This window comes from Gilliamella sp. Choc5-1 (genome assembly GCF_001690595.1).
GTDB lineage: Bacteria > Pseudomonadota > Gammaproteobacteria > Enterobacterales > Orbaceae > Gilliamella > Gilliamella apicola_M.
In genome coordinates, this window is sequence record NZ_LZHH01000054.1 from 1 (window position 1) to 23,658 (window position 23,658).

General features: G+C 35.2%; 21 protein-coding genes and 1 CRISPR repeat array. Of the genes, 5 read left to right on the forward strand and 16 right to left on the reverse strand.

Annotated elements, in window-relative coordinates; all coding sequences use genetic code 11:
- Positions 1 to 643 precede the first annotated feature (643 nt).
- The 9 genes from flgJ to flgB form a co-directional block, all read right to left on the reverse strand.
- Positions 644 to 1,666 (reverse strand): flagellar assembly peptidoglycan hydrolase FlgJ, encoded by a 1,023-nt coding sequence (gene flgJ / locus A9G35_RS05030; protein WP_065635944.1) that lies wholly within the window; start codon positions 1,664 to 1,666, stop codon positions 644 to 646.
- A 64-nt stretch (positions 1,667 to 1,730) separates the two neighbouring features.
- Positions 1,731 to 2,801 carry a flagellar basal body P-ring protein FlgI gene (locus A9G35_RS05035; protein WP_442903171.1) on the reverse strand — a complete coding sequence of 357 codons (1,071 nt, stop codon included), beginning with the start codon at positions 2,799 to 2,801 and terminating at the stop codon, positions 1,731 to 1,733.
- Positions 2,802 to 2,851: 50 nt separating this feature from the next.
- The gene (locus A9G35_RS05040) at positions 2,852 to 3,529 is read right to left on the reverse strand and encodes a flagellar basal body L-ring protein FlgH (RefSeq protein ID WP_065635946.1); all 678 of its coding nucleotides are present in this window, start codon (positions 3,527 to 3,529) and stop codon (positions 2,852 to 2,854) included.
- 23 nt (positions 3,530 to 3,552) lie between these two features.
- A complete protein-coding gene (gene flgG / locus A9G35_RS05045) occupies positions 3,553 to 4,335 on the reverse strand; it encodes a flagellar basal-body rod protein FlgG (RefSeq protein ID WP_065635947.1) in 783 nt (260 codons plus the stop codon).
- A gap of 29 nt (positions 4,336 to 4,364) precedes the next feature.
- A complete protein-coding gene (locus A9G35_RS05050) occupies positions 4,365 to 5,123 on the reverse strand; it encodes a flagellar basal body rod protein FlgF (RefSeq protein WP_065635948.1) in 759 nt (252 codons plus the stop codon).
- 14 nt (positions 5,124 to 5,137) lie between these two features.
- Positions 5,138 to 6,349 carry a flagellar hook protein FlgE gene (flgE, locus tag A9G35_RS05055; RefSeq protein ID WP_065635949.1) on the reverse strand — a complete coding sequence of 404 codons (1,212 nt, stop codon included), beginning with the start codon at positions 6,347 to 6,349 and terminating at the stop codon, positions 5,138 to 5,140.
- A 15-nt stretch (positions 6,350 to 6,364) separates the two neighbouring features.
- Entirely contained in the window at positions 6,365 to 7,102 is a 738-nt protein-coding gene (locus A9G35_RS05060) for a flagellar hook assembly protein FlgD (protein WP_065635950.1), read from the reverse strand.
- A 13-nt stretch (positions 7,103 to 7,115) separates the two neighbouring features.
- Positions 7,116 to 7,526: a flagellar basal body rod protein FlgC gene (flgC, locus tag A9G35_RS05065; RefSeq protein WP_065635951.1), complete on the reverse strand. Its 411-nt coding sequence runs from the start codon at positions 7,524 to 7,526 to the stop codon at positions 7,116 to 7,118.
- 2 nt (positions 7,527 to 7,528) lie between these two features.
- On the reverse strand, positions 7,529 to 7,939 hold the full coding sequence (gene flgB / locus A9G35_RS05070) for a flagellar basal body rod protein FlgB (RefSeq protein ID WP_065635952.1): 411 nt from the start codon (positions 7,937 to 7,939) through the stop codon (positions 7,529 to 7,531).
- Between the two features lie 128 nt (positions 7,940 to 8,067).
- Here flgB and flgA point away from each other — a divergent pair, with 128 nt between their 5' ends.
- From flgA to flhA, 5 genes are all read left to right on the forward strand, one after another.
- Positions 8,068 to 8,751, forward strand: a complete 684-nt coding sequence (flgA, locus tag A9G35_RS05075; protein WP_065635953.1) for a flagellar basal body P-ring formation chaperone FlgA — start codon at positions 8,068 to 8,070, stop codon at positions 8,749 to 8,751.
- Positions 8,752 to 8,829: 78 nt separating this feature from the next.
- Positions 8,830 to 9,123: a flagellar biosynthesis anti-sigma factor FlgM gene (gene flgM / locus A9G35_RS05080; protein WP_065635954.1), complete on the forward strand. Its 294-nt coding sequence runs from the start codon at positions 8,830 to 8,832 to the stop codon at positions 9,121 to 9,123.
- 26 nt (positions 9,124 to 9,149) lie between these two features.
- Entirely contained in the window at positions 9,150 to 9,584 is a 435-nt protein-coding gene (locus A9G35_RS05085) for a flagella synthesis protein FlgN (RefSeq protein WP_065635955.1), read from the forward strand.
- Positions 9,585 to 9,736: 152 nt separating this feature from the next.
- Entirely contained in the window at positions 9,737 to 10,864 is a 1,128-nt protein-coding gene (flhB, locus tag A9G35_RS05090; RefSeq protein ID WP_065635956.1) for a flagellar biosynthesis protein FlhB, read from the forward strand.
- A 17-nt stretch (positions 10,865 to 10,881) separates the two neighbouring features.
- Positions 10,882 to 12,966: a flagellar biosynthesis protein FlhA gene (gene flhA / locus A9G35_RS05095; RefSeq protein ID WP_065635957.1), complete on the forward strand. Its 2,085-nt coding sequence runs from the start codon at positions 10,882 to 10,884 to the stop codon at positions 12,964 to 12,966.
- 550 nt (positions 12,967 to 13,516) lie between these two features.
- Positions 13,517 to 14,084: a CRISPR direct-repeat array (repeat unit 28 nt; unit sequence TTTCTAAACTGCCTATACGGCATTGAAG).
- Between the two features lie 137 nt (positions 14,085 to 14,221).
- Here flhA and cas6f read toward each other — a convergent pair.
- The 7 genes from cas6f to cas1f form a co-directional block, all read right to left on the reverse strand.
- Positions 14,222 to 14,791 (reverse strand): type I-F CRISPR-associated endoribonuclease Cas6/Csy4, encoded by a 570-nt coding sequence (gene cas6f, locus A9G35_RS05100; RefSeq protein ID WP_065574527.1) that lies wholly within the window; start codon positions 14,789 to 14,791, stop codon positions 14,222 to 14,224.
- 5 nt (positions 14,792 to 14,796) lie between these two features.
- Positions 14,797 to 15,807 carry a type I-F CRISPR-associated protein Csy3 gene (gene csy3 / locus A9G35_RS05105; RefSeq protein ID WP_065635958.1) on the reverse strand — a complete coding sequence of 337 codons (1,011 nt, stop codon included), beginning with the start codon at positions 15,805 to 15,807 and terminating at the stop codon, positions 14,797 to 14,799.
- Between the two features lie 35 nt (positions 15,808 to 15,842).
- Positions 15,843 to 16,766, reverse strand: a complete 924-nt coding sequence (gene csy2, locus A9G35_RS05110; protein ID WP_065605840.1) for a type I-F CRISPR-associated protein Csy2 — start codon at positions 16,764 to 16,766, stop codon at positions 15,843 to 15,845.
- Positions 16,766 to 18,145, reverse strand: coding sequence for a type I-F CRISPR-associated protein Csy1 (gene csy1, locus A9G35_RS05115; protein ID WP_065635959.1), 1,380 nt, complete (start codon positions 18,143 to 18,145; stop codon positions 16,766 to 16,768). Before csy1 ends, csy2 begins: the two co-directional genes overlap by 1 nt.
- Before the next feature lie 75 nt (positions 18,146 to 18,220).
- Positions 18,221 to 18,535: a hypothetical protein gene (locus A9G35_RS05120; RefSeq protein WP_065635960.1), complete on the reverse strand. Its 315-nt coding sequence runs from the start codon at positions 18,533 to 18,535 to the stop codon at positions 18,221 to 18,223.
- Positions 18,536 to 19,296: 761 nt separating this feature from the next.
- Positions 19,297 to 22,608, reverse strand: a complete 3,312-nt coding sequence (cas3f, locus tag A9G35_RS05125; RefSeq protein ID WP_065635961.1) for a type I-F CRISPR-associated helicase Cas3f — start codon at positions 22,606 to 22,608, stop codon at positions 19,297 to 19,299.
- Positions 22,605 to 23,558, reverse strand: a complete 954-nt coding sequence (gene cas1f, locus A9G35_RS05130) for a type I-F CRISPR-associated endonuclease Cas1f (RefSeq protein ID WP_065635962.1) — start codon at positions 23,556 to 23,558, stop codon at positions 22,605 to 22,607. The genes cas3f and cas1f overlap by 4 nt, the downstream gene beginning before the upstream one ends.
- Positions 23,559 to 23,658: the final 100 nt, after the last annotated feature.

Consider the following 23,658-nt stretch of genomic DNA (forward strand, 5'->3'; position numbering starts at 1 on the left):
TAAGGTATAGCGATTATGGCTCAGTTTTTTTAAATGACCCAATATCCCGTCATCAAGCTGCTCTAAAAGACGCTCTAACGCACTTGCCATGTTTTTTCCTTTCCTTATTTATTGATTTAATTAGAACAAAAGGGAATACCTTTGGTTTGTTGTTATGATTTAAATGGTTAATATTATTGCTTTTAGTTATTAAATATAGCTATCGAATGTAGTTATCTAATATAGTTATCTAATATCGCTTAGCTACCAAATATCGTTATTTGATTGATAATCTAAATAAGTTAAACAGCACCAATCATAGCGCATTTTAGGGCAACATTTAACTCATTTTTAACGATAGTGTTGTTTAATATTAATAATTCAAGTTAGTTTAGTCGCGTTGTGTTGGCGGTGAAATGGTGGTTAGAAAAGCAATAATAATAACGTTACCCTTGTTTATTTATGCATGATTTTTTAGGATTTTTTACATAAACGTAGTGCACTCCTGAAAGTTTTTGACAAAAATGGCACTGTCTTTATTTTTTTAGTTAAAATATTTGTTTAGATAAGCTGTATAGAAAAATACAGAATTATTTTTGCATATTACCGTAATTTATTAAATTACGGTAATAAATGCGAAGGGCTTGTGCAAATAACTCTATTGTCAATTAAACGCAATTTGCTTAAATCCTAATACTTTTGTTGGAGGATTATTTTGGGCTATTTGTTCAATACGTCCAATGATTTGAATGAGTTTATCACTGTAATTTGGATCGGTGGCATAATTGGCCTCTTGTAATGCTTTAGCTGCCGTTCTGGCGTCTGGCGCATTAACTACAGCACGATAACGAGGATTATTTGTTAATAAATTAATATAATCGGTAAGTGCATGTTGTTTACTATTGTAGACTCTAAATTGGTCTTTGATTTTTATCATCTTATTATTGATAAATTCTTGAGTAGTTAATTGCGTTGAGCCTCCCTGCCACGATCGAGTCGCTTTAATTCCAAAATAATTGTGACTTGATTGATTATTTTCTGTCTTTATTTGCTTTTGTCCCCAGCCTGTTTCTAATGCTGCTTGTGCAATGATAATCTCATAAGGAATGCCTGAATGTTTAGCCGCCTGCTTGGCAGGTTCAAGCCATTCGGTTACAAATTTAACAATATGTTCGTCTTTTCCATCTTTTCTTGGTGTTTTTAACGATAATTCATTGGTTGAGTTAGTTGCCAGATTTGTCTTATGCTGGCGATAAAGCATTTGCCCTAATGCCTGAGGCGATATATTAGATGATATATCACTAAATAAAGACTGCGCTAACCGAAGATTTTGCGGGGCATTATTGGTATTTGATTGTAAATTTACCTTGGTTGATGGCGATGCATGATGACTTAATTGTTTAGTAATGATATCAGCCAGTCCAAATCCTTTGCCTGCTGCTTGCTGTGCAATTTGCTGATCAAACATTGAAGTAAACAGTTGTGTAGCGGAATGATTAAATAAACCACTTTCTGGCATTGCTTTGCGCATTGACTGCATCATCATATTGATAAATAACGTTTCAAACTGCTCGGCAACTTGCCGAATGCTTCCTGACGAGCCATTTGCAACATTGCGTTTTAATTGATTAAGACCAGAAAAATCATAAGCAAAATGATTTAAAGATTGACTTATTTTATTATTCATAATGTATTTTCTTTTTTATCATGCCTAATTTATATTACTCATAAGCCATGTAATGACAAATAAGCTAAATTGTTTCTAAAGCTGCATGTAAGCAACCTGCGGTTTTTAGCGCTTCAAGTATCGACATTAATTCGGTTGGATTAGCACCGAGCACATTGAGTGAATTAATTACATGATTTAAATCTGCACCTGATGCTAGATTATGTAGTGCGCCACCTTCTTGCTCTACACTGATTTGATTTTCAGGTGTGACAACCGTCGCACCACCAGCAAGTGGCGTATTGGGTTGGCTAACATTAAGTTTACGATTAATAACCACCGACAAATTACCATGCGCCACAGCACAATTGTCTAACCTAACCTTTTGGTTCATCACAACAACGCCAGTACGAGTATTGATTACCACTTTTGCCGATATAGGCGTTGCGGCTATTTCAAGGTTTTGTATTTGTGATAATAGCTTTACTCTTGCAGTATTTTCTTCTGGCATTTGCAAAGCGATTGTTGTGCCATCTAATGCGACAGCGATATTTTTTTGTAGTCTGTTAATTGCGTCCGAAATTTTTAACGCTCGAGTAAAATCAAATTCGTTAAGGTGTAAATGGATAACATTTTGTTCATTTAGGTTGATTTCTAGCTCGCGTTCAATTGTTGCACCATTAGGAATTGAAGCCCCTGCCATTTGGTTAATACTAACACTGCTTCCTTTATTGCTTGCGCCCATTCCTCCAACAAAAAGATTACCTTGAGCAATGGCATAGACTTGATTATCAGCGCCTTTTAATGGCGTCATGATTAATGTGCCACCTCGTAAACTTTTAGCATTACCTAGTGAAGATACGACGACATCAATTTTTTGTCCAACTCGTGAATAAGAGGGTAATTTAGCTGTCACCATTACCGCAGCAACATTTTTCAGTTGCATATTGCTTCCTGATGGCACGGTAATACCTAGTTGAGATAACATGTTGGTGATGCTTTGAATGGTGAAGGGGGTTTGTGATGTTTGATCGCCAGTTCCATCAAGACCCACAACAATGCCATAGCCAACTAATGCGTTTTCTCTTACACCTTGAATAGTGACTAGATCACGTATACGTTCAGCATGTCCATTCGGTATGACCAATATCATCATAAAGATAACACTAAAAAAGGAACGCAGTTTTTTTATCATAATCAGACTCGTTAAAATGGTGAAAGATTTAAAAATAGACGCTGTAACCAGCCCATTGTTTGTGCTTCGTCAATATAGCCATTGCCAACATATTCAATGCGAGCATCGGCAACTTGTGTTGATATAACGGTGTTATTACCGCTTATGGTTCTTGGGTTAACCACCCCCGAAAAGCGGATAAATTCGGTACCTTGATTAATCGCAATCTGTTTTTCACCAATTACTTTTAAATTACCATTAATCATGACATCTTGAACGGTAACCGTGATGGTGCCGCTAAATGTATTTTTAGCGTTTGCGCCACCTGAACCTTTAAAGTCATTGCTTCCAGAAAGATCAGTTTCGGCTTTGCCTCGACCAACTAATCCATCTAAAAAAGTGGGGATTTTTTTTACCCCTAAATTTACCGAGCCATTACGCCCCGCATTAATAGATGAACTTTTACTGGCGCTAACGTTTTCTTGCAGAACAATAGTTAACACATCTCCTACATGACGAGGGCGACGATCTTCAAACATCGGTTGATAACCAAAGCTGCTAGGTTGAGCAGCTTGATAAATCGATCCACTGGTGTTCACAATTTCGGGCATTTGTGGCACTATGCTAGTTTCGCCTTCAACTAATGCTTTTTTAGGCAACTGTGTACAGCTAAACAAAAAGAAAGCAATTAAAATATAAAAATATCTCATTTTGTTTATCATATGGCTAATGTTTATAACTGATTTAAACGCTGTAACATTTGATCAGATGCCGAAATGGCTTTACTATTAATTTCATAAGCCCGTTGGACTTGAATCATATTAACTAGCTCCTCAGCAACGTTGACATTAGAGGTTTCAGTGTAGCCTTGATATAACAATCCAGCACCATTTAATCCTGGGGTATTTTCGGTCGATGTTCCTGAGCTTTCGGTTTCTAAATACAGGTTTTCACCAATGCTTTCAAGCCCAGTATCATTCATGAATGTATGTAACGTTAATTGCCCAACTTGCACTTGTGTTGATTGATTAGCTAACGTCACATTTACTACACCATCGCGCGCTACCGTCATTTTTGTTGCATTAGAGGGAATTGTAATGGTGGGCTGAATTTCATAGCCTGCAGCCGTAACTAATTGACCATTTTGGTTAACTTGAAACGAACCATTACGAGTATAAGCTTGTGTTCCATCAGGTAATAAAACCTGAAAGAATCCCTGACCATTAATCGCAATATCACTACTATTATCAGTGGCTTCTAAATTTCCTTGGCTATGTAAACGCTCTGTTGCAACAGGGCGAACGCCAGTACCAATTTGCAAACCAGATGGTAAAGTTGTTTGCTCTGAAGATTGTGCACCAGGTTGACGAACCGTTTGATACAATAAATCTTCAAATACGGCTCTTTGTCTTTTAAAACCACTGGTACTAACATTGGCCAAATTATTAGAGATAATATCCATATTCATTTGTTGTGCCGTTAAGCCAGTTTTTGCAATCCATAATGATTTAATCATTTTCTTCCTACCTTAATACATTAATAAATTTAAGTTAGCGATAAAATTTGATTCGCTTTTTGTGCATTTTCATCAGCCGTCATGATTTCTTTCATCTGCATTTCAAACTGTCGAGAATGACTTATCAAATCAACCATTGTCGAAACAGGATTGACATTACTGCCTTCTAATACGCCTGACATGAGTTTCGCTTGAGGATTATCTTGTAATACAGCACCTCGTTGGTTGCGTGCTTCGTCGGTTAGTTGAAAAAAGCCATTATCACCACGAACAATTTCATGACGTTCAAGATGCACTTTTTTGATTTTACCTGCTTGGGCAATGGTGGTGGGTTTGTTGCCTGCACCCAATGCTGAAAGCGTTCCATCACTGCTTATACTGACCTGCGATTGTTGAGGCACGGTTAAAACACCATTATCACCAACTAAAGGGTAACCTTGAATATTGAGTGTGCCGTTTTGGTCAATTTGAATAGCGCCATTACGCGTATAAGCTTCACTACCATCAGGAAGTTGTATGGCTAACCAATGATCTTGAGCTAAAGCAACATCTAAATTTCTACCTGTGTAATTAAATTCACCCATTGCTGAATCAAACATTGGCGTTGTTGCTGTAACCATGGTTCGTGTCTGCTTCGTTTGACTGCCAACAATAGGTACTGCTTTCATTGCTGTTAACTGAGCTCGAAACCCAGTTGTAGAGACATTGGCTAGGTTATGGCTAGTGATTGCCTGTTGATTAAGCGTCTGACTTGCTGCCGACATTGCTGTATAAATTACACGATCCATAAATAACCTTTTAATTAACGTAAATTAACTAACGTATTTAGGATCTGATCCTGCGTTTTAATAGTTTGTGAATTAGATTGGTAATTACGCTGAGCAACAATCATATTCACTAATTCTTGGCTCATATCAACATTTGATGATTCAACCGCACCACTGGTTAATGAGCCAAATGTGCCAGAATTTGCTGCGCCTAAAACTTCGGCACCCGAGTTAGTTGTTGATCGCCAGTTATTGTTACCTGCTGATTCTAAGCCGTTAACATTAGCAAAATCAGCCATGGCAATTTGACCTAATAACATTGTTTGCTGATTTGAATAAACACCATAAATCGAACCATCATCATTAATACTATAGCCAACTAAATCACCCGGCGCGTAGCCATCAACTATTGGAGTTTTTATGCTACCGACTTCTTTACCCATATTTTGTTGAGAACTTTTGGCTAATGATAAAGTAAAGCTATTATCAGCAGATCCATTTATCCCATTAATATTGATGGTCATTTCAGGATCGCTGATTAATTTACCAGAAGAATCAAATTCCATTTGCCCAATTCTTTGTAAAGTTGCATTAGGATCACTACTATCAAGGTAATGAACATCCCATTGGTTATCCGCCGTTTTTACATAAAAAAGTTGAACATTACGTTGATTACCCAAAGAATCATAAGTGGTAATGGTTGTAGAGTAATTGAACGTATCAGCATCAAGTGCGTTAACTGGTTGTTTTGTTGGCACCTTGCTATTTGAATTTAAATTAGTTTGCAAAGAAGCTTTTGTTGTAGCCGATGCATTTAACATTTCTTGCGAAATTTTTAATGGCCCTGGCGCTGCGCCTTGCTGCACTTTTGGTGGCATTCCTGTTGCAAGATACCCCGTCAGTTGTAAGCCATCAGTAGACACAATATTTCGTTCGGCATCCAATTGAAATTGCCCATTACGGGTATAGTAAATTTGACCATTACTATCGACTAAGCGAAAAAAGCCATTTCCTGAAATCGCAACATCTAAGCTGTTATTGGTCGTTGTTGCTGTGCCATCATTGAAATTTTGCATCACACTAGCGACTTTTACGCCCATTCCAACTTTTGAACCGGCATAAATATCAGCAAACGAGATACTTGCGCTTTTAAAACCGACTGTTGCTGAGTTAGCGATGTTATTACCAATAACATCTAATTGTTTTGATGCAGCATTCATGCCACTTACTGCTTGAGAAAATCCCATAGAACTTCATCTCCTTTAAAGAATTTGACGAACTTCGTCAATACTAATAGAACCAAGAATACCTAAATCGAGTAATACTTTATTGTTAACCTTGCTGTTAATTACGCCATACACAACTGAATAAGATAATGGTGTAGAGGATACTTTTTGCCCATCATTAGTTGCATTGACCGAAAAGGTATAACTCCCATCAGGCGCAATTGTTCCATCATTTAAAATGCCATCCCAAGTAAAAGAGCTGACCCCAGCAGGAATAGCACCTAAATCGACTTCACGAACCACATTGCCTTTTTCATCTTGAATGGTTATAACTACTGAATCTGCATCACGCATTAATTCAAAACCAAAAGGCGTTGTGATAGTTTCTTTATCTGGCTTTGTATCATCAAATGTATTGATATCATTAGGATCCGAGGTAGCTACTAAAATTTTATTACCTGGGACCATAACCCCTTTACCAATCATATTGCTGGCATTAACCGATAAGCTATCGTCAATCTGCCCCGAAACGATGCCTAATGAGGTATTAAGCCTTTCGATTCCTGCTAACGTATTAATCTGAGCAAGTTGCGAGGTTAACTGACTATTATCCATTGGGTTTGTTGGATCTTGGTTTTTCATTTGTGCAATTAATAACGTTAAAAAATTATCCTGCAACTCTTTACTAGAGTTACCATCAGACGTATTTTTTTGTTTTGCTTGAGGACTTTTTACACCTGAAGATTCTGAAACCAGTACATTCGATACGCCCATCGGTAACTCCTTGTTATTGTCCTAATGTCAATGTTTTTAGCATTAACGTTTTTGCGGTATTAATGACTTCAATATTTGCTTGATAACTTCGTGATGCTGAAATGGTATTAACCATTTCGGCAACCGCATCGACATTTGGTTTTTGAATATAGCCTTTTGAGTCGGCTAAAGGGTGATTAGGTTCATAAACTAAATTCATTGGTGTTGGGTCTTCAATAACCTGCGACACTTTAACCCCTGCAATACTATTACTAGGGAAACCTTGGTTATCTACTTGAAAAACAACTTGCTTGGCACGATAAGCCTGACCTGATGTACTTGTTACACTATCAGCATTGGCTAAATTACTAGCACTAACATTCATTCGTTGGGTTTGTGCCATTAATGCTGACCCAGATATTGCAAAAATAGAAAAGCTCATCATGATTATCCTTTTTGTAATACTGACATAACATTTTTAAACTGTTCACTTAAAAACGTTAAATTGCTTTGGTAGTGGATACTATTATCAATAAAAATAGTGCGCTCTTGATCCATTTCGACAGTATTACCATCAGCCGATGCCTGATAAGGGATTCGATAAAGCAAATTTTGATTAGGCTTAGGTGATACCGCTCCTTGGATATGATTACATGCGGTTGTATTTAGGTTGAAATGATTAATATTGCTCTGGTTGTTAAGCGCCTTAATGAGTTCAGCGTTAAAATCAATATCTCGAGCCTGATAGTTAGGCGTATCGCTATTGGCAATATTTGCAGCTAATATATTTTGCCGTTTTTCTCTTATATTTAATGCTTGCTGATGAAAATTAACAAATGTATCTAATTTATCAAACATAAAATCATCTCACTTTTTTTGATAATGAGGATTTTAAGCGAATAAAAAAAAAGTCATTGAGCAAATAACGATAAAAATTGCCCTTATTTCAAGATTCATTTGATGCAGTGATAAAGTAAAATCAGTTTATGAATAATTCAAAACAAGTAAATATGATTAAAATTAAAAAATTAATGTTCGCTATTTTTATACTATTTAGTTCGAATACAGTTTTTGCTAATTCACTTGATAAACAGATTAATAATTTGCTATCACAACAATTTAGCTATAAACCTGATGAGATTGTAATTACATATCTTACCACTAAACCTAAATTGGATTGCAATACACCAATACTTTCATTATTAGATAAAAAAAAATTGTTGGGTAACATAACTATTAGTGCACAATGTGATAATAAGAAAAAATTTATCCAAATTCATGTTGCTGCAGTGGGTAACTATATTGTTGCTAAAAAAACAATAAATGCAGGAGCGGTAATAGATAAAGATCATATTCGCATACAATCAGGTCGGCTAGATAAATTACCTTCTTCGGTTATTTTAAATGAAGTTGATGTGCTTAATCGTATCGCTTTGCGTAATATCAATCAGGACGAGCCAATAAAAACAACAATGCTTCAAAATAGCTGGCTAGTAAAAGCAGGTCAAATAATTAAAGTAATAATTTATGGCGAGGGTTATGAAGTGTCAACAAGTGGTAAAAGCCTCAGTAATGCTGCGTTAAATGATAAAATTAGAGTTAAGCTAAATTCTAATAAGGTTGTTGAAGGAACACTTACTCACCAAGGAGTAATTATTTTCAACAAATAATATTAATGATTTTTTTATTATTGCCGATAATAAAACTAAACAAATCACTTAAATCGTCAATTTGATTAAAGGTATTTTATGAGTATAGATGCAACAAAATCCGTTACAACCATATCAGGACTACTTAAGCGTGGTGTTGTCAATGAGCAACATAAAAGTGAAACGGTATCTGTACAAGCAAAAAACAGTGAGAATGTGAGTACTAATGTAAGCATAACTCAAAATTCGATGGATCTTTTGCATTCAACTGACCAAGATATTGATATCGAAAAAATTGAAAAAATAAAACAAGCCATTACTAATGGTACATTGACTATTGATACACATAAAATTGCAGATAAATTAATTAAACAATTACAACAACGTGTTTGAAAATAAGACAATTATAGGAATACAAAATGATAGAACTCAATGATACCCTAAATAAAATAACAGAAATGCTACAAACACTTTCAGGAATTTTGCAAACCGAGCAAAAGTTATTAATTGAAAATAGCTTAACCAATCAATTAAATGAAATTATTAATAAAAAAAGCCAACTCCTGATTGAGTTAAAGTTACTAGATGAAAAGCGTATAAAATTAAGTAAACAATTTAATATTCAACCACCTTATGAAGAAAGTCCAACAATTGCAGAACATTGGCAATCAATTACTAATACAACGGTATTATTGTCAAAGATAAATCGTGATAACGGAGTAATCATTCAAAATCGCATGAATATAACCCAACAATCGATCAATTATCTTAAAAAGATGAATAGCCCAGCAGTTTATACTAATCATGGCTATCAACAAACAGATGTTATCTCATCAAAACGAGCTAAAGTTTAAGGAGAATTGATATTTGTTGATGTTATTAATGGCAAACTCGATAAATACCCACAAAAATACCCTCTTATTAAGCCAATAACTTGTTAGTAATTAGTTCATACTGTTAGCATTGTAAATTTTAATCAAACTATGAAATTTTATTTAATGTCATCATGGCTAGCGATAATGATCTAGATAAAAGTGAACAACCTACCGATAGCAAAATAAAAAAGGCTAGAGAAAAGGGACAGATCCCCAGATCTCGAGAATTAACTTCTTTGTTAATATTGTTAATAGGTATCTCTTTATTTGGGGTAATGGGATCACATTTAGTTAACCAATTAATCACAATGATAAAAACTGCAATCAAGGTTTCGTATAAAACTGATGACAGATTAATGGTCTTTAATTTAGTTAACTTATTAATCCATGGTTTTTGGGCAATTGTATCCATTTTTTTTGGTCTAGTTATTATTGCTATATTTGCACCACTTTGTGTTGGCGGTTTACTATTTAGCCTGCAATCAATTAAGCCTAATTTTCAAAAACTAAATCCGATATCTGGATTTGGTAGAATATTTAGTATTAGAGTTTTTTCTGAATTACTAAAAAGCATACTTAAAGTTATTTTTATTTCTATAGCTTCAACATTGTTTGTAATGCACCATTTCCCTTACATGCTTTCGTTACCCAATATGCATTTAAATAGCGCATTAACTAAAGCAATACAGCTAGTGATTCTTTGTGGAATTTTTAGTGTTATATCTTTAATACCCATGGTTGGTTTTGATATTTTCTATCAAATATGGAGTAATTTAAAGAAACTGAAAATGTCAAAACAAGAAATTAAAGATGAATTTAAAGAACAAGAGGGAAACCCACAAATCAAAGGGCGTATTCGTCAAATGCAACAGACTATTGCTAGACGCCGTATGATGAAAGATGTACCTAAAGCCAATGTGATTATTACTAACCCAACGCATTATGCCGTCGCTCTGCAATATGATGAAAAAACAATGATTGCTCCAAAATTATTAGCGAAAGGAACAAATAAAATTGCGTTACGCATCAAAGAAATTGCTAATGAACATAATATCCCCCAGTTAGAAGCTCCACCGCTTGCCCGTGCTTTATACCGTCATGGTGAAATAGGCGAAACAATACCAACCGAATTATATACCGCGGTTGCCCAAATTCTAGCGTGGGTTTATCAATTGAAACATTGGTATAAATATGGTGGCGATAAACCAATAGCGCCAAATAATTTACCCATACCTGAATCACTATCCGTAAATAAATAAAGGTAATACCTAGTCTTATGATTAAATCTAAACTACTTAATTTATTATCAAATAATACAAAAAATGGTCGTTATCAAATCTTAGCTGGTCCTTTGCTAATTTTATTGATTCTTTCGATGATGGTATTACCCCTGCCTGCATTTATTTTGGACCTATTTTTTACATTTAATATTACGTTATCAATTATTATCTTGATAGTCGCATTGTTTACTAAACGTGTGCTTGATTTTGCTGCATTTCCAACTATTTTACTTTTTGCCACTTTATTACGGCTATCATTAAATGTAGCTTCAACGCGAGTTGTGTTATTAAAAGGACATACAGGTAGTGCTGCTGCGGGGCGCGTTATTGAAGCCTTTGGCCACTTTTTAGTAGGGGGTAACTTTGCTATCGGTCTTGTGGTGTTTATTATTTTGGTCATTATTAACTTTATGGTTATTACTAAAGGAGCAGGAAGAATCGCCGAAGTGGGCGCACGCTTTGCATTAGACGGTATGCCAGGTAAACAAATGGCAATTGATGCTGATCTTAACGCAGGTCTAATTGGAGAAGATGAAGCCAAAGCACGCCGTGCCGAAGTTACGCAAGAGGCTGATTTTTACGGTTCAATGGATGGGGCAAGTAAATTTGTACGCGGTGATGCCATTGCTGGATTACTAATAATGGCAATTACCATTATCGGAGGCTTACTAGTTGGTATGGTTCAACACGGTATGCCATTTTCAGATGCTAGCAAGACTTATGTTTTACTCACCATTGGGGATGGTTTAGTTGCACAAATACCATCACTCATTATTTCAACCGCAGCTGGTGTTATTGTTACACGAGTCACATCGCAAGAAAATGTCAGCGAACAGATGCTCAAGCAGCTATTTAATAATCCACAAGTCCTTATTTTAACTGCAGTAGTGATTGGCTTATTAGGGCTAATTCCAGGAATGCCGAATCTTGTATTTTTATTATTTACTGCTTTTTTATCTATTATCGCTTGGTGGCTAATAAAACAGAAAAAAACTGAACCACAAATCACAAATAAAACTAAAGAAGTACAGGCAACCACGCCAGCCAACATTGAAGCAACATGGTCAGATGTTAATATTGAAGATATATTGGCAATGGAAGTTGGTTATGGATTAATTCCCATGGTAGATCAAACTCAAAATGGTGAGTTGTTAGGGCGAATTCGTAGTTTACGCAAAAAATTTGCTCAAACACTGGGTTTTTTACCACCTCAAGTTCATATAAGAGATAATCTTTCATTAGCACCTTATCAATATAAGATATTTATAAAAGGTGGTGAAATTGGCAAAGGTGAAATTGTTAATAATAAATGGTTAGCTATTAACCCCGGTAATGTAACTGAAACCATTGAGGGCATTCCAACAACCGAACCTGCCTTTGGATTACCTGCAGTTTGGATAGATGAAAGCAATAAAGAAAATGCGCAAATATTGGGGTATACCGTTGTTGATACAAGCACCATGATTGCTACTCATTTTAATCATTTACTACAACAGTTTGCTAGCGATTTATTAGGTCGATTAGAAACCCAAGAGCTATTAGACAGAATAAAACAAGAGATTCCCAAATTAGTAGAAGATTTTATTCCTAATGTTGTAACATTAACCACTTTCCATAAAATACTGCAAAACTTGATCGCAGAAAAGGTTTCAATTCGTGATATGCGAACCATCATTGAAACCATCTGTGAACATTCACCAATTCAAAATGATGTTTATCAATTACTTAGTATAGTAAGAATCGCATTAGGTAGAGTAATCACACAACAATGGTTCCCAGGTACAGACCCAATCAATGTAATAGGGTTAAATATCAACTTAGAACGTTTATTATTACAAGCACTGCAAAATACTAGCAATTTTGAACCAGGGCTTGCTGAACATATTATTGAGCAACTACAAATAGCGCTTAATCAACAAGAAGCTATTGGTGCACCACCTGTATTATTAGTAAACCATACATTAAGGCCAATGCTTTCACAATTTTTAAGACCTAACTTTCCTCAATTAGCGGTGCTATCGAATTTAGAAATTACCGATAACAGAGAGATAAAAGTGAGTACGCAAATTGGGGCTGAATAGTGATCTTATTATGCTAATAATGTGTAGTAATTATTTTCTTTTTTTACAGTAATTTAAGACACTACGATAATAAATATCCATAAAAAAGCAAACTAACGCCATATCACAGACAAGAGATATGGCACTGATATCATAAACAAAACTCACCATCACTAATTTAGCTAAACGTTTTATGATCAGTTGTTTGACCATTTATAACGTGCTAAAAAAAGCCCGATTAAAGCTGCCCTCCCCCTTAACCAGGGCAAATATTATAAGGCCAACCGTTATGGAATTAAAAATTTAGCTAAAGTTGAACTGTTTACTTTTTAGGTTATATTTTTGTAAAAAATATTCAGGATTCTATACCGTTTCAAGATTAAAAAAGCCCAAAAGAGCGATACACTCTTTCATTGAAATCTAGCATAATCAACAAATATTCAAAAAAGAAAACAAAAGTTTAAGCGATTTATTCACTTTTATAATACGGTTAAACCACATTGAAAGGGTTATATTGTGGGACTTAATGATTATTGAAATTACAACAATGATGCTATTTAAATCTGAGCAATTTTTAAACTGCCTATACGGCATTGAAGCTATAGCAATACCTGTCATGATAAGCCCTATTTTTTTAAACTGCCTATACGGCATTGAAGCCCAGCCACGTATGAATTCACCGCGCAAATCTTTTCTAAACTGCCTATACGGCATTGAAGGAAAAACGCACTAATTGCGCTAGGTATCGCTTTTTCTAAACTGCCTATACGGCATTGAAGTAAGCAAAATGGATATTTTAGTACGCCCGATATTTCTAAACTGCCTATACGGCATTGAAGGGGTACAGATCCGGGACGCAGCATCTTGAGTTTTTCTAAACTGCCTATACGGCATTGAAGGTCTATTTTGTGCATGACGCGCCACGCGGGCCTTTCTAAACTGCCTATACGGCATTGAAGTCACAAGCGCCTTCGATAAAGGATTCATACAATTTCTAAACTGCCAATACGGCATTGAAGTGTTTGCATAGCTTCTGCAGTAACTTCACCTTTTTCTAAACTGCCAATACGGCATTGAAGAACTATCAGAATTACAAAATAAATTAAAAAAGTTTCTAAACTGCCAATACGGCATTGAAGTAGAATTTTATCTCAATAGTGCCTTATTGTAAAAGAGCATACTGCACTTTTCCCAATTTTTACCCTTTTTTTGAGTCTATTTTAATATCAATAATAATCAATATGTTAAAATTATCCCCAAAAAAAGGGTTAATGATTTAAAAATCAGGAACAGTGGCTGTTTGGCTTAATCCATAGCTATTAAATGTGCCTTGCACTGGCTCTGGGCATTTTTCTTGTTTTAACCACAAAATAAATCTTTGACCTGTACTTTTACTATTCAAATGAAGATGTGGGTATTGCAAATGAACGCTTCCCCACTTTTCAACCATTTTATTTTTCACTTCAGGTGTCCATTTACCTTGTGCTGTTAATCTTTTTTCGGCACGTCTTAACGCACTCTGACCTTTAGGATTAACACGACTCAAATGCAAATAGCCTTTTATCGTTGCCGGTACTGTTGTGATAGGCATCAATAAAGCATAATCACTTATCGATGATTTTTGCTGTATATCTGCTTTAAGTTTTTGCAATTCCTGCTCGGTACCAAATAGGCGAATCACTCCGCCTAATGTTCGGTGCACATTGTAACAAGGAAAACTAATTGCGATATTTCCTTGTTGATTAACCAAGATTTGGTGCAGTGACTGCATGATTTGATTAATCACGTCCACCTCGGTTATCTCAATTTGCGAAATAGCTCGCAGCTCTAAATAGTGTGAGTGCATATAATTTACTCCTTGCCACTAGCACCAAAGACACCACCACGAATTAATACCGCAATAACATAATGTTGTTGCTCAAGCAATGGTTTTTCACCTTTTAATACCCAATTATCAAATAAGGTATAAAAGTCTAATTTCTGTTTTGGTTGTCGGAAAGCATGCCCCATTGATGTCACCGAGCCATAAGGTTCTATTGCTATTGGGAATTGAGCATTATCGTCATACCAAGTATCGATAGTTCGAATTGCATTGCTGATTTTTTGTGAATGCATGGCGGCTTGTTTGTTCTTCTCATACAATACTTTACTTTTAGTTTTGCCAGTATCTAGAATTAATTCTTGTGACGGGTAGACTTCTTGACCTAAGCCCATTTTCAGTTTGGCTTCAACGTTAAAAATCACAAACTCTTTACCACATAATCCTGCTTCAATCAGTGTAGCAAGATCATTCACCGATTTATCATCATAATCAAATGAGTTTAGTTGATATTGTTTAACATCACTGACTTCAATCATTGGTTTTTTATCATCTTTTCGAGTAATCGAAAGGCTAATTTGCTCTGCTGCCATACGGTTACGCCATAACCAACGGCCACTTAAGATATTAATAGCATAACGCTTAGCTAGTGCTGTCAATCCTTGCGTTTGAATATAACCCTGCGTTGTTTTTTCTAGTTCTTTTTGATATTCGATATCATTACATACTGATGGTTTACCTAAAAATGGCAACACTTTACAGCTCCATGTAACGATCAAAGTATCTTTATCGGCATCTAACGAAGCGACATCTACTGTTTGTAAATTTGGTTTTTGTATTTCAGCATCTAATTTGGTTGGATCGTTTGCTACTGCATTTTTAAGACGATTTGAAATAGTGCCTCGAACTGATTTTTCAGTAACTACAACAGGGGATAATTTATTGGTATCCGTACTACTTTGCTGTGAAAAAATGGCATCTGAAATATCAAAACTACGTTCAAAAGCAAGTACGCTAGCCGTTGTCATTTTATCTTTACTCATAATGTATTCCTTAGTCTATAATTATCTAAATTTACTTAATTAGTTTCTTGATTGATAATATAAATTTCTGCATCATTAGATTGCAATTCACTGCATTTATAACGCCAAAAAGCCTGTGATAAACTCTCTTTCAAGCGTAAAGGAAAGACCCATTTACCAAGCCCATAAATACACTCCACAAATTGCGTGGCATGCTCATTACTGCGTGCATGTTCAACCTTACCTGCTGAAAATAACGGTGAAATAGCTTGATAGCCCAAATGTAAAGGGACAAGCCAACCACGACCTTGCTTAACCGATGTGGTTTGCCAGTGATCTTTTTCTTGTGGATGATGATGCAACATCGCTGTTTCAATCAGGGCATCAAGCGCTGTAGCATTAGGATCTTGTTGCTGTAATTCAGCAGTAATATCTTGCAAATCTTGTGGTGCTTCAACTAAAACAAATGCGGGTAATAGTGCATTGATTAAGTTTTTATTTGATTCTGATGCAGAATATAGTGCGACTGATTCAATATCAACAACCTGCCCACCAGCAACACGCTGCTGGTAAAGTTTTTGTTTCATCTGTTGGATAAATGCTTGCTGTTCATCTGCATCATCTAATGTTTCACGATCTTCAATTTTTACCTCAACAAGCAATGAAACATCTAGATGAACTCGCCCTTCTTCAATAATTGAACGAGTACTACCATTTTTAGCTAATGGATTACGTGTTAATCGAAAAGTATAATCCGCATAGTTGTTTGGTCGATAAACTTGTACATCACATTCATGACATGCAATTAACACGCCATCTAAGTAAATAGGATTTTCTGATTCAATTTTACGACTTAAAGCATGAATAGCACCCAAAAACCCCGAAATAGCTGGGAATCCATAGGTTAATGGGCTAGAAATCGCATTGGCATTATGAATTTTGACATGATCAAATAATAAATAAAAACGTAATGATGCCATTAAAAGATCCCCTCCCTTTTACGTTGACTTGCTTTTACCGCTGCATTAAATTCACGGCGCCATTCGCTAAATTCAGGATCAGCAAATTGTTGTTTAAAATTTTTAAATTTTTCTTTTAAGGCATTTTGAATCCAAGTTGCAAAACGCTTTTCTAAACTTTGTTGCCAATCACCTTGTTCATACTGCTTTTTAAAATCCTCTTCATTCTCTAATTGGGCTCGCTGTGGATCAAGCCAAAGTTTTTCATCAAAATTGAGTGAATAATCACGACTCCAACCAGCTGGTTGAGTAGTTTGAATATAGCGAGCAAACTTAAGTAGTAAAGATAAAATCACCGCAAACGCATCTTTACGATCATCTCGTTCTTCTACAATATTTTTTGGCGCTTCAACCATATCAAACAGTAATTTAAAACCAAATCGACAAAAACCTTGTAAAGAATGATTAAAAATGGTTTCTTGCTGTTTGCCTACCATAGGAAACGGCGAGTTTTTGAATTTAGGAGGTATGGAAGGTAATAAGAAATAACGCCCACCCTGATTACTGGTTAATTGGCTTACACCTTGAGGATTACTTCCTCCCAGTTTAACTACGGCTAAGTCATGGAAAGAAAAATAAGGTTGATGCTCAACATCCTTTTTTTTACGTAATTCTCGTGCATATTTATTTTCTTCTGAAAATCGTGTTTGCACCTTCTCGTATAAGTAATTACACAATGAGCTAGGATGTAATGGAATTAACAATCGATAATTATTATCTTGCTTTGACAAATACGGTTCTTCATCATTCGGCCAATATAATTGCTTATTCAATTCCGAGGCTTTAGGTTTGTCAAAATCATTAAAGATCGCTTTTTTAAAATTAGCTAAATAAAGCGAGGCTTTTTGCTGATCGTCTGAAAGGGCGGGTAAAACACCTGGATGCCCATCAATAATCAATTGTAAAAATGTTATATCATCTTTAATAGATTGATTTAATAAAGAAAAAACATCAAGAGCAGCCGCATTTCCCGAACAATTTAATGAAAGCGTTAATGGGGTAGCCGACGATACGTAGTGCTTATTAATTGGTTTAGTTTGTGTTGAATAATTGATATTATCTCCAGAACTTGAAGAATGTACCTCTTTCGAAGTAAAATGACATAAAGAAATCCAAAATATTCTTCTTGTTGCCGCATCTTCCATCCACGTTTCAAATTCAAATCGCTTGGCTAATTCATCTAATTTTTGCTGAACTTCATTCACTGCGACCTGATCGCCTAACTCTTTTGCTTTTTCTAGCTTAGACGTTTCAGTTTTATAATTACTATTATTGGCAAGCCGTTTTTGCAGAAAATCTAAAATTACTTTTCTTATATCTTGCCAAGCTATGTTATCCATTGACCCTCCTTATATTTTTGCAAATTCAAAATCAAAAAGGCTTATATCATCATATATAAGCCTTTTGATTTAATGCTATGCTGCTTTATATTTTAAATATAACTTCAATATATTTAATGCATTGTTGTTATAAACCCATTTTTTATGAGAATTTAAAGAGCGATACTTAGATTGTTCTAGTTCTAAATTTTTAATTAAATATTTGACTTCTTTAATCGTCGAAATATTTAGAATTTTCATTAGATCTCGAATTGAATAATCATTAATTTGATGAGAAAATTCGATATTTACTTCATCATTAGCTGCTGAAGTATTAATATCGAATTTTTTTAACTTAATATTTTCAATTAAAATTTGACATTGAATTTTTAAAACTTTATTCTTAGACATAGTTTTGTCTTCCTATTATGCGCGGTTGATAAAATTCTAAACCTCAGATGCGGCAATATCTGGGGTTTTTTTGTATTTAATACTACAATTTTGTAGTACGTTGTTATGTAACTTAACATTACATTTATGTAATATAACTATATAAAAAAGATAAGTCAACAAATTTAATTTTGAATAGATTATAATAGGGGTAGCAAAACCAACAAAACATAAATAATTTATTGATTAATAATAGAATATATATTATAAAGTGAATTATATAAATTAGTGTTCAAAAATAATTTAATATTTCTAAACCGCTTATACAGAATCATAACTAACTATAAATAATTACATAACTTTTTGTTATTTATCGCTGTTAAAGTTTATACTTCAGATGCGTGAATATCTGAATTTTCTCTATATTTAACACTTCGATTTTGTAATGCGCTGTTACAAAAAATAAAATTACATTTTTGTAATATATCTATATGAAAAAGCCAAATCAATACATTTATAATTTTAAAAGAATTTAATAGGGTTAATTAAATTTAAAAAAACATAAATTAATAACTAAGAATGAAAACCGCCTATTCGGCGGTGAATGTAGAATGTATAAATCAATATTTGAAAAGAATTTAATATTTCTAAACTACTTATACAGTAGTGTGAACCAGTATAAAAGAATTCCCTACCTTTTACTAGCAACCATTATTCACCTGACGATATTTTGTCAAAAAGTTTCAGGTAACTATGTGTTTCAGTATAAAAACAATATTCTTTTATCCTTTCTTTTCATAAAATCCTAAATAAGGATGAAAATACCAACTGCTATTACGATATAAGCTTACGCTACAAAATTCATTCGCTAATCGATATGGCGTTTTATTTGGGAAATATTCGGTTATTTTTGCTATGGCTTGCTCGACACTATTAACCAACCAAGGTTGAATATTAGGATTAGCAAATGACCAGTTTTTATATTCAATTATACTATTTTGTGTATCTTCGCAGCACTCATCTGGTGTTTGCCATGCGATATCTGCATAGCTAAATTGATAATCGCCATCGTCGTCGAGTTGGCAAATATATTCATCTTGTGTCTTATCATTCCCTCTAAATGGCGAAATCGCCTGTAAATGCACACAATGGTGATGGGCTAAGCCTTGTTGCCAATAGCTGGTGACATAATTACTTTTACGGGCATTAATCGCAAAGAGATCTGCCATGACCTTATGTTCTAATTCAGCTAGCGTTAGCCCATCTTCAGGGCAAGACTTAATACGTGGAACCGCATCTATATTAACTAACTGATAAGCTGGAATTAGTTCATTTGTTTTATGGGTTTTCAGCAAGAATAATGGCTTTTCTTCAAAACCTGGTTTAGTAAAACAGGCTTTATCCGTACGATAATTAGATTCAATCGCTTTTAAATTCGAGCCTAATATGGCCACATTGGCCTTTTGTGCAATTTTTTGTGGTCGGTGACGCCATACTCGCCCTACTAACTGAATAATAGAGCGCATGGATGATGGTTCGACAATCGCCCAATCATAATCGTGATCACGCCCGACTTCGGTGACTGGTGTGCCAATCACAATAAAGATATGATTTTCTTTCTTGCTACCTTTTATAGCTTGACAAATTTCAGGTTGGTTAAATAGTGCCTGTTCATCACTGCGATTTAAAATTCTATCAAGTTTTTCTTCTAACTGGCTACGCAATAACAGCAGTTGTCGAGCATGATAAACCACGATATGAAAAGCAGTATCACTAGGTAACTTCTTTTGTGCATAAATTTGTTCGGTAAGTGAAATAACATCTTCTGTATGGGCAAAACGCATTAAACCGATACTTACCTTTTTTTGTGATGTTTTATCAATTTGATGATGATCTTGGTGAAATTGATAAGCTTGATCTAATAATTGTTTAGCTAGCACACCATAATTAATTTTTTGGTTTTCTGTTTTATTTTCTTGGTAATTTAGTAGATCTAAAATATGCCCTTGACGACGGATTGCGCTTTGTGCTAATTGATGAATGCGCATTGCTACAAATTGTTGATGGTGATCTCGAAACGTTTTAGTATCAGCAATTTGTGATATCGACTGTTCATATTCATCAAACCAACCACATACAATGGTATTATCGGCATATTGGTTATTTTGATTCCAAATTTTTCGTCCTGCTTGGTAAGCATCAAATAATCCGGCAATTAAATCTGGCGTTAAGGTCGCCGATGACAGCAGTACTTTGCTCCCAAACAATCCAGCTAAATGCACTAAACGCGCTAGCGCTGGCAAGTCGTGTTGATCAAAATCATCCGGCTCATCTAAAATCAGATCTGAGGTTAACAATCTTAACGTGGGTGCAATATATTTACCGCCTCGGGTACATTCGCTAGCTTGAATAATATGGTCAATAGTGCATGTCACAATGGGCGCATAAAGTAATTGCCGTGCTTTACTGTCTTCGATAATTGTCCCTAATTCACAATCCGCAATACCACTTTCTGCTACATCAAGATATTCATCAAGTAACGATTCGATAGATTCACTACCTTGGTTTTCTGAATCGTTTTGTTCAATGTTTTCATTACTCAGTTCAAACAAGGTTTTTGTGGCTCGCCCACCCACTAAAATCGCCAGATGTTCATCACTTAAGTGTAATCTTTCTCTTAATGCTTTACCTGTTTGCAACGTTAAAACACGTAATCCCAATGCAATGGTAAAACGCACGCCCCGTTTTGGATTTGAAAGCGCATACATAATCCGCCCATTGGCTAAGGTTTTACCACAGCCAGTCGATGCCATATTAACACCAAAAAAGCCACATTCATCGGAGACATTTTGATAACTTTTTGCTAAATCAAAAGCATGATTTTGCCATTGAAATCGTTTTATAGTTGTTCGTTTGGTAAAAGGTTTATGTTGATTGATTGCAGGTAATTCCGTGGTTATTTTAGGTAATAAACGAGCAAAACGGGCTGAAAAATTAGCAACACCGACCAAATGATCATCCAAACACTGTTTGGCTTCTTTTTGGTAATTTGTGTTGGCAATCAGTATTGCCCTATTTTTTTTTGCCTCGTCATTTGATAAAGATAAACTTGAGTAGTTATGATCAGCCACCATTAAGCTTAAACGTGAAATATGCAATAAAAACGCGTCAATATTAGACAATTGCATTAAGGGAACATGATTTAGGGCTTTGGTTGCATAACGGCTTAGTTTTTTCAGCCAAAGCTGGCTTAAGGTAATATCGCTCTTAAGCTGCCAAAAATCATCGGGTGAAGTATGTTGACTATGACTATTTTTAACCCATTTATCAATTGCCTTAAATGTTTTATAAAAACTTCGGATAGTTAAACCAGATATATCAAAATCTATTTTCTGTAAATTTTTAATATCACCCGTTAATGAATCCGGTAAAAACGGCATTCGATGATGCGACACAATGAGCCACGCAATCCATTGTGCCAATAAAGGTAGTTGAGTAAGATCATTTTTTTCGACTTGGGTGAGCTGTTTGTACCAATTAGGATTCTGTTGTCGATATTCAGTAAAATTCGCTAATCGATCAAATAAGGCTTCGTTCGTGGTGCAGTCTTGAATCATTAATAAAAATAATTGTAACGAAATCCATTCATGTCGGTAAGGATCAGCCGCCACAGCCGTTTCTGCTCGTAATTTAGATTGAAAACCAATCGTTGCTTTACCTAAATCATGAAGTAGTGCCGCTATGGTTGTAATTAATTGAATGGTGGTTGCATATTGCCAACAATTTTCGCTGTCACTGCGTAAAATATTACGTTTAGTACGATTAGTTGGGACTCGTCCCTCTTGATTAAACTGACTGCGATCGCCCACAATCCACAAAAGATCAGTTAAATTTTTACCATGTGTCCAATAACATGCAACAGCAGTATTTTTTCGTGCAGTTTTGCGTAATAATTTATAGAGCGTTTGTAACCCTGCTTCGGTCATTGGGCTTTGCCATGTTCGTTCACCGCAGCGCTCAGCGAACTGATCGATAATCCGCCTTGTTTCGGTTAAGGCATTTTTTTTGCATTGACTAACAAGTAAAATATTCATATTTGATCTGCTATCTGTTTTAAAGTATCAATAATCCTATCAAGTGCACCTGATTGAGCAAATTGCGCAATACATGCCATACGAAATTCTTTTTCACTATCGCCTTGTTTGGCTGATAAAAAGGCCTGAGGTAATACAATGCCATCTTTAATAATATCTGCCGCATCAAAAACTAATCCACCCCGGCGAGTTTTTCCGTGTAAAATAGCAAGTCCATGAGGGAGACCTAACACCCAACAAGCCGTTGCGCCGAGTCCATAAGCTAAATAGTTACCATGATCTAAAAATTGATTAGCGGGATCATGACGCTTGCCTCGTGTGCCTTGTTCTCGTTTAAATTTGTCATCTTGTAAGGTTAATTGATTTGCCATGCTATAAAGACGTTTGCTAATTCGCCCTTCTGCGGCTAAAAGTGCTTGGCTATTATCAACATCGGTAAATTGTTCTGTTGCATCAGTAAGAATATGCGCCAACTGCGTTTTATCAATATCCCAATCAAATTGCGGCCAACACTCACTAATAATATTAAGCCGTGTTTGTTGCAATAATTTAGCTGCTTGTAATCGACGTTCATCATCAAACCAAAATTGACACCAGCTTTGTAGATATTCTGTCGGGCGATATTCACTTTGTGGCGAAAAAAATTGACAAGCGAATTCAGATTCGGTTGATGAAAATAGAGGCGTTCCGCCTCCACCACAAAAGCCAATCATGACACCTGCCCGTGAAAGCTCTCGCACTGCCGCTTGCGTTAATGATGTTCCCGTGCCTAATAAAATACAGGTAGTATTAGCTATTGGGATATTCCAATATAACGATTGTTGACCTTGCTCAGTGACATATTCGACTCGCCCGCCATTAACCAAAACACGGCAATGCTCTAAATAATAAATATTGGCACGCTTGGAATGTATGATCGTTTTTAGATCAGAAGAATGAATCATATCCATGATAATAACTAATTAAATTGATTGAAATATAGCAAATAAATTAACATTATTCTGTATCAAAAACGAGCATTTTATTGTTTATTAAGAACAATTGCATGAT